Source organism: Coraliomargarita algicola (assembly GCF_033878955.1).
Lineage (GTDB): Bacteria > Verrucomicrobiota > Verrucomicrobiia > Opitutales > Coraliomargaritaceae > Thalassobacterium > Thalassobacterium algicola.
On the sequence record NZ_CP138858.1, the window covers coordinates 1,966,340 to 1,979,944 of the forward strand.

The 13,605-nt window shown below is 53.4% G+C and carries 12 protein-coding genes; 6 read left to right on the plus strand and 6 right to left on the minus strand.

The genetic code is table 11. The features are described from left to right. Window positions 1-22 precede the first annotated feature (22 nt). The 6 genes from SH580_RS07580 to SH580_RS07605 are packed head-to-tail and all read left to right on the plus strand — an operon-like array spanning window position 23 to window position 5,858. Entirely contained in the window at window positions 23-2,236 is a 2,214-nt protein-coding gene (locus SH580_RS07580; protein WP_319834408.1) for a TonB-dependent hemoglobin/transferrin/lactoferrin family receptor, read from the plus strand. Window positions 2,237-2,258: 22 nt separating this feature from the next. Beyond that, the gene (locus tag SH580_RS07585; RefSeq protein ID WP_319834409.1) at window positions 2,259-3,122 is read left to right on the plus strand and encodes a heme/hemin ABC transporter substrate-binding protein; all 864 of its coding nucleotides are present in this window, start codon (window positions 2,259-2,261) and stop codon (window positions 3,120-3,122) included. Then, window positions 3,123-4,178, plus strand: a complete 1,056-nt coding sequence (locus tag SH580_RS07590; protein ID WP_319834410.1) for a FecCD family ABC transporter permease — start codon at window positions 3,123-3,125, stop codon at window positions 4,176-4,178. 1 nt (window position 4,179) lies between these two features. Then, window positions 4,180-4,995, plus strand: a complete 816-nt coding sequence (locus SH580_RS07595; RefSeq protein WP_319834411.1) for a heme ABC transporter ATP-binding protein — start codon at window positions 4,180-4,182, stop codon at window positions 4,993-4,995. After that, complete coding sequence (locus SH580_RS07600; RefSeq protein WP_319834412.1) at window positions 4,992-5,543, plus strand: HugZ family pyridoxamine 5'-phosphate oxidase; 552 nt, start codon at window positions 4,992-4,994, stop codon at window positions 5,541-5,543. Before SH580_RS07595 ends, SH580_RS07600 begins: the two co-directional genes overlap by 4 nt. A 6-nt stretch (window positions 5,544-5,549) precedes the next feature. Then, complete coding sequence (locus SH580_RS07605) at window positions 5,550-5,858, plus strand: DUF2470 domain-containing protein (protein ID WP_319834413.1); 309 nt, start codon at window positions 5,550-5,552, stop codon at window positions 5,856-5,858. A gap of 62 nt (window positions 5,859-5,920) precedes the next feature. Here the strand turns inward: SH580_RS07605 and SH580_RS07610 are convergent, their stop codons facing one another. The 6 genes from SH580_RS07610 to bamA form a co-directional block, all read right to left on the minus strand. Beyond that, window positions 5,921-6,649 carry a hypothetical protein gene (locus SH580_RS07610; protein ID WP_319834414.1) on the minus strand — a complete coding sequence of 243 codons (729 nt, stop codon included), beginning with the start codon at window positions 6,647-6,649 and terminating at the stop codon, window positions 5,921-5,923. Window positions 6,650-6,687: 38 nt separating this feature from the next. Next, complete coding sequence (gene guaA / locus SH580_RS07615; protein ID WP_319834415.1) at window positions 6,688-8,235, minus strand: glutamine-hydrolyzing GMP synthase; 1,548 nt, start codon at window positions 8,233-8,235, stop codon at window positions 6,688-6,690. A gap of 293 nt (window positions 8,236-8,528) precedes the next feature. Then, window positions 8,529-9,482 (minus strand): ribose-phosphate diphosphokinase, encoded by a 954-nt coding sequence (locus SH580_RS07620; protein WP_345786255.1) that lies wholly within the window; start codon window positions 9,480-9,482, stop codon window positions 8,529-8,531. A 14-nt stretch (window positions 9,483-9,496) separates the two neighbouring features. After that, on the minus strand, window positions 9,497-10,549 hold the full coding sequence (lpxD, locus tag SH580_RS07625; protein ID WP_319834417.1) for a UDP-3-O-(3-hydroxymyristoyl)glucosamine N-acyltransferase: 1,053 nt from the start codon (window positions 10,547-10,549) through the stop codon (window positions 9,497-9,499). Between the two features lie 70 nt (window positions 10,550-10,619). Beyond that, window positions 10,620-11,162 carry an OmpH/Skp family outer membrane protein gene (locus tag SH580_RS07630; protein WP_319834418.1) on the minus strand — a complete coding sequence of 181 codons (543 nt, stop codon included), beginning with the start codon at window positions 11,160-11,162 and terminating at the stop codon, window positions 10,620-10,622. A gap of 42 nt (window positions 11,163-11,204) precedes the next feature. Beyond that, a complete protein-coding gene (gene bamA, locus SH580_RS07635; RefSeq protein ID WP_319834419.1) occupies window positions 11,205-13,577 on the minus strand; it encodes an outer membrane protein assembly factor BamA in 2,373 nt (790 codons plus the stop codon). Window positions 13,578-13,605 lie beyond the last annotated feature (28 nt).

The window sequence follows — 13,605 nt, forward strand, 5'->3', positions numbered from 1 at the left end:
GCGCAATCAAGTAGGCAAACATATGATGCATCGCACGACCTTCGCCCTACTCTTCGGCACGCTGTCACTCTTGGCAGCCAGCGAGCCCACGGAGCCAGAACTGCCCTTACAGCAACTCAGAGAAACCACGCTACTGGCCACCCGCAGTGAGCGCGAGTTAATGAAAACTCCGGGCAGTATCACTTCCATCAATTATGACACCTTTGCGCGTGAAGGCGTCAACAATGCGGGCGACGTGGCACGCTATCAAACCGGGATTTCGATTCCCTTTGAATTCAGCGGGGGCGATTCACTGGTGCCTTACCGTGGCAGCGGATTCACCAACTATCGTATGCGTGGAGTCGAAGGCAATCGCGTGCTGTTGATGATCGACGGCATTCGACAACCCGCTCAAATCGATGGTGCCGGCGGCAACGGGCGAGACTACTTCGATCCCGGAATCTTTGAACGGGTTGAAATCCTTCGCGGCTCAGGCTCCAGCCTCTATGGCAGCGACGCGATGGGCGGCGTGGTTAGTTTTGAAACACGCTCGCTCGAAGAGGAGCTGGAAGCCTCCGAACGGCCCTGGCTACTCAATAACCGCTTAGCTTACCAAAGTGCCAACAACGAATTCAGCCACGTGCTCAACGCCGGCCTGCGCGAAGGCCCCTGGTATGTGACACTCAGCAACGCTCTGCGCAGCGGAGAGGAAACAGAAAACGACAAAGGTGAAATCGCAGCCAATCCCCTCGACTCATGGAGTAACCACCTGCTGGGCAAGATTAGCTATCACATGGACGAGGCACAACAACTGACCTTCACCGCAGAGCATTTCAACCGTGAGCAAGATACCGATTTAGACAGTCTCAAATCCAACGGCGATGGCGTGAGTTCACTCCAAACCGTATTGGCAGAAACCATCGCCGACGACAACCGCACGCGCTACAGCATCGAATACCAGGACAGCAATGCCCATGCGCTTTGGGACCAACTCTCAGTCAAGCTCTACTACCAGTATTCCGAAACCAACACCGAGACCAATACCCAAACTCGCTTTGCCAACATCCTCTCCCGCGACCGGACCGACGACATCCAATTTGCGCAAAGCGCTCTCGGCCTGGCGACTCAGTTTACCAAAGAGTACCAAAGCTTCGGCATGGAGCACAGTTTCATCTATGGCATCGAGAGCTCGACCGAAAATGCCCAAAACACTTTCACCCGCACAGACCGAGCCCTGGGCGGTAGCGACCCGGTCGAGCGTCCCGCCTTCGACGAAGCCGACCTACGTCGCTACGACCTGTTTTTCCAGAACTTGACGACGAAGGACCGCTGGCTCTTTCAAGCAGGCCTGCGACTGGGCTACTACGAAATCCTACCGGCCAATAGCGACGACTTTCTGAACCAAACGAATGCCCCCGAAGCATCGTCCGACTATAGCAAGTTTTCCATCTCACCAAGTGCCTCCATCCAATACGAACTCAACGATGCAACCGTGCTCTGGGCCCGCTATGCCAAAGGCATCCGCAACCCCAGTGCAGAAGATTATGTGGGCTTCTTCAATCACTCTGCCACTGGCGCCTATTTCAGCCAAATCCCAAATCCCAACTTAGAAGAAGAAACCAGCGATTCCTTCGATCTAGGCATCAAATACGCCAGTGAATCACTTGAATTGGAGCTCACCACCTACTACACGCTCTATGATGGCTTTATCTCGCTGGAGACCATCGGACAAGAAGCGGGGCCACCCGTGACTGAAATCCAGCAAGCACGCAACATCGGGGAAGTGGAAATCTACGGCATCGACCTACGTGCCGACTATCAGTTAGGCGCTATCAGCGATGCCTTTAGCGGCTATAGCACAGGATTGAACTTAAGCTGGGCCGACGGACACAATAAAACCACCGACGACAATGTAAATACCGTCGATCCCTTCGAAGCCGTACTGCATTTCGGCTACGACTCAATCGACTCCGAAACTCCCTGGGGGCTCCGACTCTACGGCACCTATCGCGCCGAAAAAAAAGACACCACACGTGACTACGCATACTACGTGCCGCCCGCCTCCTTCGTGCTCGACCTCACTGGCTATTGGAGCCTCTCCGAAAACATCAGCCTCAACTTCGGCCTACGCAACCTGACCGATGAGCGCTACTGGATCTGGAGCAGTTCCAGCAGCACGGACCACGAATCTCTGACTTCCGAATACAGCGTGCAGCCAGGCCTTAACGGCTTCCTCTCCCTCAATATCAAACTGTAAATAACAGATACAAAAAAAAACAATGAAAGCATCCACATTTAAAAAGATCAGCTGTCAGCTGTTCGCACTCACACTCACCGCAGCAGCGCTATCTGCGGAGTCCACTGCCCGTATCGTCACAGTCGGCGGCGCAGCCACCGAAATCGTATTTGCACTCAACCGAGGTGACGACGTCGTCGGAGTCGACCTCTCCAGCACTTACCCCCAAGCCGCGACAAAGTTACCACAGGTTGGCTATGTGCGTAGCATATCCGCAGAAGGCGTGCTCGCACTGGAGCCCACTCACATCGTCGGCACTAGCGATATCGGTCCGGCCAATGCCCTCGATCAAATCAAAGCCAGCGGAGTGCCCACCAGCGTGATCCCCTCCCCCAGCTCTCCCGAAGATTTATACCAAGCCATCCAAGTGCTCGGAAAGGAACTGGAGCAAACAGAAGCTGCCACTCAATTAAAATCTAAAATAGAATCGCAACTCGCTAGTATTCAAAAACTGGAGACAAAACCAAAAGTGGTATTTTTCATGAGCAGCCCCGGACTCGGCCATCTAAATGCCGCAGGGCGCGGAACCAAAGCCACCGCCATGATTGAGCTGGCAGGCGGCGAAAATGTCATTCGCAGTCACCCCGGCTACAAGGGTATCTCGCATGAAGCACTGGTCGCCCTACAGCCCGACATCATTCTCATCGGCCTCGCTGAAGGCATGCCGCACAACGAAACACGCATCCTCGATGGCGTGCTCCACAACGCGGCCTGGCAAAACGTGCCCGCGGTGCGCGAAAAACAGGTGCACACAGTGCCACTCGGACGCACCGTGAGTTTTGGTGTGCGCGTAGGAGAGGCTGCCCTCGAACTTAACCAACTGTTTGCCGAGACAGTTTCGAACTAGATGCAGCCCAGCCCCACCAAGCGAATCTGGCAACAGCCCGGAGTGGTGCTCGGCTTGATTGCCCTGGGCCTGCTGCTGGCGATGTTTGTGAGCGCCGCCTTGGGCGATAAATCCATTCCGCCCACAACGGTCGTGCACGCTCTCCTGAATATGGAAGCACCCGATGATGCCATCAATGGCATCATCGTGCGCGACATACGTGTCCCGCGCATACTGACTGCGGTATTGGTGGGGGCGACGCTGGCGATCGCAGGTGCAGTGCTGCAGGCCATCTTCCGCAATCCGCTGGCCGACCCGGGACTCATCGGTGTCTCTGCCGGCGGAGCCGCAGGTGCGATCAGCTTTATCGTATTCGGCAGTTGGCTGATTCCAGCCAGCTGGACCGTGCTACACGAATTAGGCATCAGTTGCTTCACCATGGCGGGGGGCATCGGAGTGACCTTACTGGTTTATCGACTCGCACTGCATGAAGGCCGCATCCACGTAACAACCATGCTGCTAATCGGGCTGGCGATGAATGCACTGGTCGGCGCCTTGATCGGATACGCCGTTTTTTTCTCCAACGACGATCAACTGCGCGACTACACCTTCTGGTCCTTAGGCAGCCTAGCCCGCGCCAACTGGAACGTATTGAGTTGGTTAGCCCCCATCATTGTGCTACTGATCAGCGCCCTGCTCCGCTATCGCCGTCAACTGAACTTATTACTGCTCGGTGAATACGAAGCCGTTCACCTCGGGCTCAATGTAGAAAAGCTGCGTCGGCGCCTCATATTGTTCACCGCGGGCGGGGTGGGATTGACTGTCGCCCTATGCGGCATGATCGGCTTTGTCGGCCTCATCACACCGCACCTGTGTCGGCTCATGCTGGGGCCGGATCACCGCTGGCTACTGCCCGCTTCGGCCTTGATGGGAGCGACGACTCTTGTCATTGCCGACCTACTGGCCCGCATCAGCATACAATACTCCGAGCTTCCCGTGGGCGTGCTCACCGCCACAGTCGGAGCACCTTTTTTCCTATACTTAATCGTTCGAGCCAAGCGCCGGGCCAGCTTCTAACATGTTACGCTGCGACAACATCACCGTCAAACGCGGCAGCCGTGCCGTGCTACGCCAACTACACTTCGATCTACAAGCTGCGGAGCTCATCGCTGTGATCGGCCCCAATGGTTCGGGCAAATCCACACTGCTCAAAGCCCTGACAGGCGAACTCGCCCTCGCCCGTGGCACGGTCGAACTGAATGGCCAGTCCTTGGCCACGCAGATGCAACGCCCACAAGACATCGCACGCTGGCGCGCGGTGCTCCCCCAGCAAAGCGAGCTCGCGTTCAACTTCCCCGTGATCGATGTCGTGATGATGGGACGCAGCCCGCATCTCGCTCAGGTGGAACAGGCGCGCAATTTGGAAATCTGCGAAGCCGCACTCGAGCAAGTCGACTGCCTGGCCTTAAAAGACCGCCAGTATCAACACCTCTCAGGAGGTGAACGGCAGCGTGTGCACTTAGCCCGCGTGTTGGCTCAGCTGCACGAAGGCCTCAACTCAGACGGCCCCACACTACTCTTTCTGGACGAACCCGCCGCCAATCTCGACCTGAAGCATCAAATACAAATCCTCCAACTGGCCCGCCAATGTGCCGATCGCGGCGCGGCTGTCTTTCTGGTATTGCACGACCTGCAACAAGCACGTGCTTATGCCGACCGTGTGCTCATGCTCAAAGCCGGCCGTTCTGTTGCCTTCGGCAAAGCAGCCTCAGTGCTCTCCGCCAAACGAATTGAACGCGTATTCGACATTCCAGTGGAATGGGTACACCACGAAGGTGATGCGCTTTTAAAAATCAAAAATCCTAACTCAAACACTACCAATACAACAACATGACCGAAAACAAAGATACCATACCACAAAGCGCCCACACTGGCTACGCTTCGCTCCTTTCCGGATTTCAGTCCATTCAACTTGGCACCGTGTCGACTAGCGGCACCCCCGAAGCCAGCTACGCGCCCGCCGTGCTCACCGAGTCACGCGACTTTTACGTGCATGTGAGCGAGCTCTCAGCACACACCGCTAACTTGCGCGACACACAAAAAGCCTCCGTGCTACTGATCGAAGACGAAGAAACCTGCGAGCAAATCTTCGCCCGCAAGCGTGTCACCTACGCTTGCACCACCGCAGAAGTCGAGCGCGATTCCGCCGAATGGAAGGACGCGATGGAGCGCTTTAGCGAAAAATTTGGTGGCATTATGAACCACTTAAAAGGCATGCAAGATTTTCACCTGATCCGCTTGAGCCCCAAGTCTGGTCGATTGGTCGTCGGTTTTGGACAAGCCTACGACATCAGTGGCGAGCAAATGGAAACACTCAGCCACGTGCGCGGCTTCAATGGCAAAGGCCACCGCAACGAACCCGCCACCGCCCACGCAAAATAAAAGATCATGAGCACACCTGAAAGCCCACTTAGCAGTCAAGACATTGCCCGCATCATCAGTCACATGAACGAGGATCATGCCGACTCGGTACTCGCCTACGCGCAGTATTTTGGTCGCTTAACCGAAGCGAGCGAGGCCCAAATCCTCGCACTCGACACGCTCACACTCACGATTCAAGCCAAAGTCGCCCAAAAAGTACGCCAGATCAAGATCCCCTTTCACCATCCACTGGAATCCGCACACGATGCTCACATCAGCATGGTCCAAATGTCGAAAGCCGCGAAACGCGCATTGGCGAACGAGGAATCACACTAAGGCTTATATAATCATCGATGGTTTAACACCAGTCGCGTTTCAGCCGATTGATTGGGTGGGACTCACTGCGTATCGCCTTGAGGGATATCGAAGATACCAGCGGTGAGCGGCTGATTGACCTTAAGCTCGTGGACCAGAATGGTGTGCAACTTGCGCTCACCTTCATAGTATTCGATCTCTTTAGGAAATTTAATACCACCTACGGTCATCGAGCCGCGGCCTATACTCTCGACACCATTTTCTGTGATAGTCGATACAAGCGTATCGTCGGCCACTGAAAAATAACGAATTGTTTTAAGCCCACCTGGGTATTCGTAGTGGAGCTTGTAGCAACGTTGACCACGGTACGTTTCGGTTCCCACTAGGTGGACTTTTTCCCCGTTTTTAAAGTCCGGCCGGAAAAAGTTAAAAAACTGCCGCGTGCTGTAACTAACGCGCTCCAGTTCCGAGCCAATCAAATCGCGCATTTGCGAAGCACCGGCATTGAGATTGGAACGAATGATACAGCCTTTCTTACAATCCAGTATGGTGGTTTCAACAATGTCATCGACCTTGATTTCCAATCGCTGCGAAAGCGGCTTACGAGCGATAATCAACAATGTGGCCGAGGGCATATCCGGGTCCGCGGGCTCGAGAGTGCCAATGATTTGCAAAGTCACCAAACCATCCAGAGCCGCCTCGGTGCCGACTGTGGCACGTGCGCGGTCAATCACTTCGCTCTCACTGACCTCTTGCGCATAAACAGAGGCAGCCACCAAACATAAGAAACAAGTACGCAGCAGTGTCTTCATATCCATACATGGACCGTCACGACGGCAATTTGTTCACACTACTCCCACTCAATTGTGCTAGGTGGCTTGGAACTGATATCGAGGACCACTCGGTTACAACCGGAAACTTCGTTGATAATGCGGCTGGAGATCGTACGGAGCACTTCGTATGGCACACGCGCCCAGTCAGCTGTCATGGCATCGACACTCTCGACGATACGTAGCGCAACGACGTTCTCATAGGTGCGCTCATCCCCCATCACACCCACTGTTTTGACGGGAAGGAAAACACAGAAAGATTGCCAGACCTTGTAGTAAAGATCAGCAGCCAACATTTCTTCTTGTAGGATCGCATCGGCCTTGCGCAACACGACCAAATCTTCGCGCTTGATCGGCCCCATCACGCGGACGCCCAAACCGGGTCCGGGGAATGGCTGACGCCAGACCACTTCCTTAGGCAGGCCCAACTGAGTGCCGAGCTCGCGCACCTCATCCTTAAATAGCTCGCGCAGTGGCTCGAGCAATTTGAGGTTCATCTTCTCAGGCAAGCCGCCCACATTGTGGTGGCTCTTAATCAGCGCTGCTGGATTGCCATCAATGGCGACGGATTCAATCACGTCGGGATAGAGTGTGCCTTGAGCTAAGAAAGTGTAATTGCCGCGCTCCTTGAGTTCAGTGACCGCTTCGTCAAATACTTCAACGAAGGCGTTACCGATAATCTTACGCTTGGTTTCGGGGTCGGAAACGCCAGCGAGGCGATCCAGGAAAAAGTCGGATTTATCCGCGACTCGCACATCAAGGTCGAAATGATCCCCATAGAGTTTTTCAACCTGCTCACGTTCGTGCAGGCGCAAGAGACCATTATCCACAAAGACGCAGGTTAATTGCTTCCCGATCGCCTTATGGATCAATGCCGCGGCGACTGATGAATCCACCCCACCGGAAAGACCCAGAATCACGCGCTCATCTCCCACGGTGTCCTTAATTTTCTGCACACTTTCTTCGATGTAATTGGCCATCGACCAATCGGCAGCACAGCCACAAATCTTAAATAGGAAGTTGGCAATCACCTCAGTGCCCATTTCAGAGTGCGCCACCTCCGGGTGAAACTGCATGCCGTAGAAATTACGCTCGGCATTTTGAATGGTGGCATAGGGCGAATTTTCTGTGGAAGCCACAGCTTCAAACCCTTCAGGCAAAGCCTCTAAGCGGTCGCCGTGGGAATTCCAGACTCGTAGCGAATCAGGCAGACCTTCGAACAGTTTGCCCTTAATCTCAATATTCAGGGTGCCGTGGCCAAACTCCCGCTCCTCACTCTTGCCGACGCGGCCGCCCAACATGTGAGCCATCAACTGCTCGCCATAACAAATGCCCAACACTGGCAGCCCCAGTTCAAAAACTTGCGCATCGGGCCGCGGCGAGCCTTCGATCAATACTGAAGAGGGCCCCCCGGAAAGGATGATGCCCTTCGCACCAGCTTCTTTGAGCACACTGGCTTGCGTATTATAAGGATAAATACGTGAAAGCACATTGGCTTCACGAATACGGCGAGCGATAACTTGCGTGTATTGTGAACCAAAGTCGAGAACGGCGATATGATCTGGCATAAGAGAAATAGAGATTAAGAAATAGGAATTAGGAAAATTAGATTCTGATTTTAAAATCTAAGTCGACCATTGGTAAAACCGCATTCGGGGCAATCGCATTCTTCGCTGAGATACGGCCCCGTGTAGATTTGGCTACATTTGATGCAATGATAAATGACCTTCGAGCGCTGTGCATCATGAATATGCCCATCTCGCCAATCATAGTAGAACCACAAGCCAAAGAGCAGAAAAAATCCCGCCCCAAGATAGAGCAGAAAAAAAATATCCACATCGAGCCCGACCACAGTCTTTGACTAGAAGCCTTTGATGTCAAAGAGGCCCGTGACACTCTCGTTATCGTGAATGCGACGAATCCCCTCACCGAGTAGATCGGCAACACTGAGCACAGTAATCGGCACTCCAGGGCGCGTTTGCACCGGCGTGGTATTCGTAGTGATGAGCTGATCGATCATTCCACCAGCGAGGCGCTCGTAGCCCATCTCGTTCAAAACACCATGGCTGACGGCGGCCATGACGCTCTTGGCACCGTGCTCCTTGAGCAACTTAGCCGCCGCGCATAGCGTGCCGGCAGTCTCGGTCATATCATCGACCAGCAGGATGTCGCGCCCCTCCGTCTCACCAACCAGCGAAGTGGCCTCAACGGTTTCGGCACTGGTGCGCCGTTTGGCGATGAATCCGAGTGGCACATTGAGCATACTCGCATATGCAGAGGCCATCTTCATACCGCCGACGTCGGGCGAAAAGAGCGTTAAATTCTTAGTATCAATGTCTTTCAGATACTGAAAGAGAACGGGCGAGGCATAAAGATGGTCGACCGGAATGTCGAAAAAGCCCTGAATCTGCTGCGCGTGGAGGTCCACAGTGAGCACGCGATCAGTGCCCGCCGAAACGAGCAAATTGGCCACCAGCTTCGAAGTGATCGGCACACGTGGTTGATCCTTGCGATCCTGACGTGCATAGCCGTAAAACGGAATGACTGCCGTGATACGATTCGCCGAAGCACGACGTGCCGCATCGATCATGATGAACAGCTCCATCAAGTTCTGATTGGCTGGGTTACACGTAGACTGGATGATAAAGACATCGGCACCACGCACATTCTCGTTAATACGAACAAAACTTTCACCATCAGGGAAACTGATGACATCAGCTTCCGCCAGCGGCACACCGAGAGATTTGCATATCTCTTTCGCTAGAGCGGGATTGGAATTGCCGCTAAATATTTTAAGGGAGCTATCTTTCATCATCATGATTCGTTCAGTTACTTAGACTCGGGAGCGAGACACTTCACCGTTTTTTCGAGTTGATCAAACCTTTTGAAAAGATCGGGCAACTTTCGTTGTAGAACTGCCATCCGATTAAAGAGCATCATCGGCATGGCTGGGTAGCCGCGTACTTTTAACTGTGGCTCAATATCGCTGACCACAGCGGTGCCACCTGCAATCATCGCACCGGAACCAATTTTTAAATGCCCCGCGAGCCCGGCTTGACCACCGACGACGACTCCATCCCCCAGCACCGTGCTGCCACTGATGCCGACTTGAGCGACGATCAAGCAGTGCTGCCCAACCCTGACATTGTGCGCAATCTGCACCTGATTATCAATCTTAGTGCCTGCACCAATCTGCGTAGAGCCGAAACGGGCGCGATCGATCGTGGAATTGGCCCCCACATCGACGTCCGCCGCTATCACAACATTGCCAATCTGTGGCACCCGCTGATGGGCCCCGTCAAAATATTCGTAGCCGTAGCCGTCGGAGCCGATCACGCAGCCCGGTAAGAGTCGGTTACGCTCCCCGATGACACAATAATCCCCCACGGAGACCCGTGCACCAATCTGCACCTCATCTTTAATCTGAGCGCTGCGCCCCACCGAGACATGGCTCGCCAGAACGGCCGCTCCCACCTTGGCACCGGAGCCAATATAGCAGAAAGCACCGATACTGGCTTCGGGAGAGACTTCCGCGTCTGCTTCCACGACGGCACTCGGATGAATGCCCGCAGGCGGCTTGGGCAGAAGCGTCAACTCGATGTCGCGGCAAATTAAAGCCAGTGCGAAAGAGGGGTTCTCTAACTTCAAGTGCAGCTGCCCAGGCTTAGGTGCCTGCTCATAGTCCTTCGGCACCAGTAGCACAGATGCCTGGGAGTCTGCCACCGCCGCGCGGTATTTAGGGTTTCCGAGAAATGAAAGATCGCCCGCCTGCGCCTCAGCCAGCGACGCGATGCCCTGGATCGTGCCCTCGTATGCGCCGACTGCTTCGCAATCGTTACCGAGAATTTCGAGAATTCGTTGTGTGGAATAAGCTAGTGCCATAATGGGTAGAAAACAAAAAACCCTGCTCTACGCGAGAACAGGGTTTTTGAAAATTTGAAAAATTAAACAATTAGTTGCCTGCGTTCAGCACGGCAATCACAGCATCAGAGATTTCGAGTGCGTCAGAGGAATAGATCACGGTGTTCTTTGGAATCACCAGATCGATGCCCTTATCTTCAGCAACTGTCGTCACAGCTTCAACAGCCTTGGCTTGAAGTGGTGCCAGCTCTTCTTGTTGGCCTTGTTTCGCCAGTTGTTGTGCTTGCTGGCGGAACTGCTGAAGTTCGCCCTGAGCTTGTTGCAGCTTTTGCTGAAGTTGGCCCACTTGAGCTTGAGCTTCAGCGCGCGCTTCGTCGCTGGCAGCCGGGTTCTTGGCTTTTGTTTCGATGCTACGACCTTCACTCACGATCGCCTCGATGTTTGCCTGCATCTTCTTCATTTCTTCTTCCACCGGAGCGACAGAGCCCTTTACCTTTTCAACGGCAGCCTGAAAGTCGGCATAATCAGCGAGCACGCGCTGCACGTCGACGACGCCGACCACGGGAGTCTTTTGCGCGAATAAGCCTGTAGTGACTACAAGCGAGGCAAGAATAAGAGTAGTGATTTTTTTCATATAATATGTATTATGGGTTTGAGACGTTAGAGTTAAGCAGCACTAGAAGCGTGTGCCAAAGGAAAAATTAAACTGTGTGCCACCACCAGCACCCTCGGGGGATGTAATGGGAATACCGAGATCCAGCTTGAGCGGTGAGCCCATAAGCATAATGCGCGCACCAATCCCCCAGTTATCGGCGTAGTCTGACATGCTGAAATCCAAATCATCTGTATTAACAAATCCCCAGTCATAGAACACGACTAGCCCTAAAGGTTCCGCAACTCGGAAAGCATATTCAAAAGAAATCATGGAATACGAGTTACCCCCCACCGATTCATCTTCGTCATCCGGGTCACGCGGGCCCACTTCGCGGTAATCAAATCCACGGAGTGTGTCCGGTCCACCGAGATAGAAACGGTCATAAAAAGGAACGATCTCGCTTTGACCAAATGGCGTCACGCTGCCGACCCGGGCAAGAATCGATAAGGACTGCTTCATCGTATCGAAGGTCGGGATAAAGTGAGCCGTGCGCCCCTCAAACTTGTAGTAGTTTACATCGCCCCCCACGCCCGCGTACTCGAAACTCAAGCTAGAGCGATTGCCCTTGCGCGTAAAAATCAAAGTCTCGCGTGTATCACGTAAGAATGTGAGCCCGACCTTGGAAACAAGCTCCTCACCTTCAGCACGCTGAAACACGTCTGCAATACCGTCACCCGTAATAGAGCCGTCCCCATTATCAACGCCAGTGCCACGATCCACATCGAAAATCTCGACCAGTTCTAGGCGGTAGGAAAGACGCGCTTCAACCAGCTCGAACAGGCGGCGACGCAAGTAGAGCTCGAAGCCTGTGCGAAGTTCATTATAATCGGAGCTATTATAATCGGACTCTGTGCGGTAGAGCTCCACGCCGAATGCAAGGCGCTGCTCAAAGAGCCAAGGCTCCTCAAAGGCGATCAAGATCTGATTACTGCTGGTACCGAGCGAGGCACGGAAGCGGAACTTCTGCCCATCCCCTTGAAATCCATCGCGCCAATTAAAGAGGTCGAAGTTACCCTGCGACATTTCAAAGTAGACCACTGCACTTTCCACCGAGCCGAAACCAGCACCAAAAGTAAAGTTACCTGTACGACCTTCACGAACAGTAATGCCCAAATCTTTACGCCCTGGCACATTTGTGGGCTCGGGGTTCAGGCGCACATCTTCGAAGAAACTGGTATTTTCCAAACGACGCTGGCTCACCTCCATGCGCTTGCGGTCAAACACATCCCCAGGGCTTAGCGCTAATTCGCGCACGATCACCCGCGCTTTGGACTTGGTATTGCCCTCGATCTTAATCGACTCTACGTAAAATTTTTCGCTTTCACTGACACGGAAGACCACGTCAATCTGGCGAGTCTCCATGTTTGGCACCCGCTCAGCGCGCACCCGTGTCTCCAAATAGCCATTGGAGGTGTAGTATTCACGAATCGCGGTTGCCGCGTCATCCACTTCTTGTGGAGAAAATGGACTATTCGTCTCTAATCGCACCGAATTCAATAATTCCGCAGAGGTGTAGATCGTCGCACCTTCGACCGAGAACTCCCCCAGGTAGTAAAGCTGCCCTTCGACCACCGGAATCGTAATCACGATCTCATCGGACTCGATAAAATCGATTTCAACCTGATCTTCGTTGATCTCACAATCGAGATAACCGGAATCACGATAGTATTTACGCAGAATTTTGAGGTCTTCTTTGAATTTCTTTTCGTCGAACTTCCCCGAACCGAGCAACCATGAAAGCCAATTATGCTTCCGTGTATCGAGTTGCTTACGAAGCGTCTTGGAGCTGATCGCATCATTCCCCACAAAGTTAATCTCCTCGATACGCACCTTCCCCCCCTCATCGATGTCGTAATTGACCACCGCATAGCCGGTTGTCTCATCGCGCTGAATTCGGTAATCGACCTCGACATCTGGATAGCCCTTCTCGACGTAATACTCGGCAATCGCGTCTGCACCCACACTGATGCCATACTCATCCAGCGGCATGCCACTCTCGATTTCGGTCTTAGAAGCCAAGCGGGAATCGGAATAAGCCTCATTCCCGGAAAACCGGATGCGCTCGATGGTGTATTTGGAAACCAATTCAAAGACTAAATCGACTTTCTGATCTTGCGCCTTATCCACACGCACTTCCACAAACTCGAAGTGCCCCGTGCTATACAGCGTGCGAATGGATTGATCCAACAGCGCCGGATTGTAATTCATCCCCGGACGCAACTGAATATTGCCAAAGATATACTGATCGCTGACCGAACGAAAGCCGTCGAACTCAGTCACAATGCGGTTGATGACCGGATACGTTTCGGCCTCCTGAGCCACCGAAGTATTAAACGGAAAACCGAGCACGAGCAAGCTAGTGACAGCAAGGAGAAGAGTCTGAATGATTCGCATCTGATCTATTAAGAAAGAATGGCTCGTA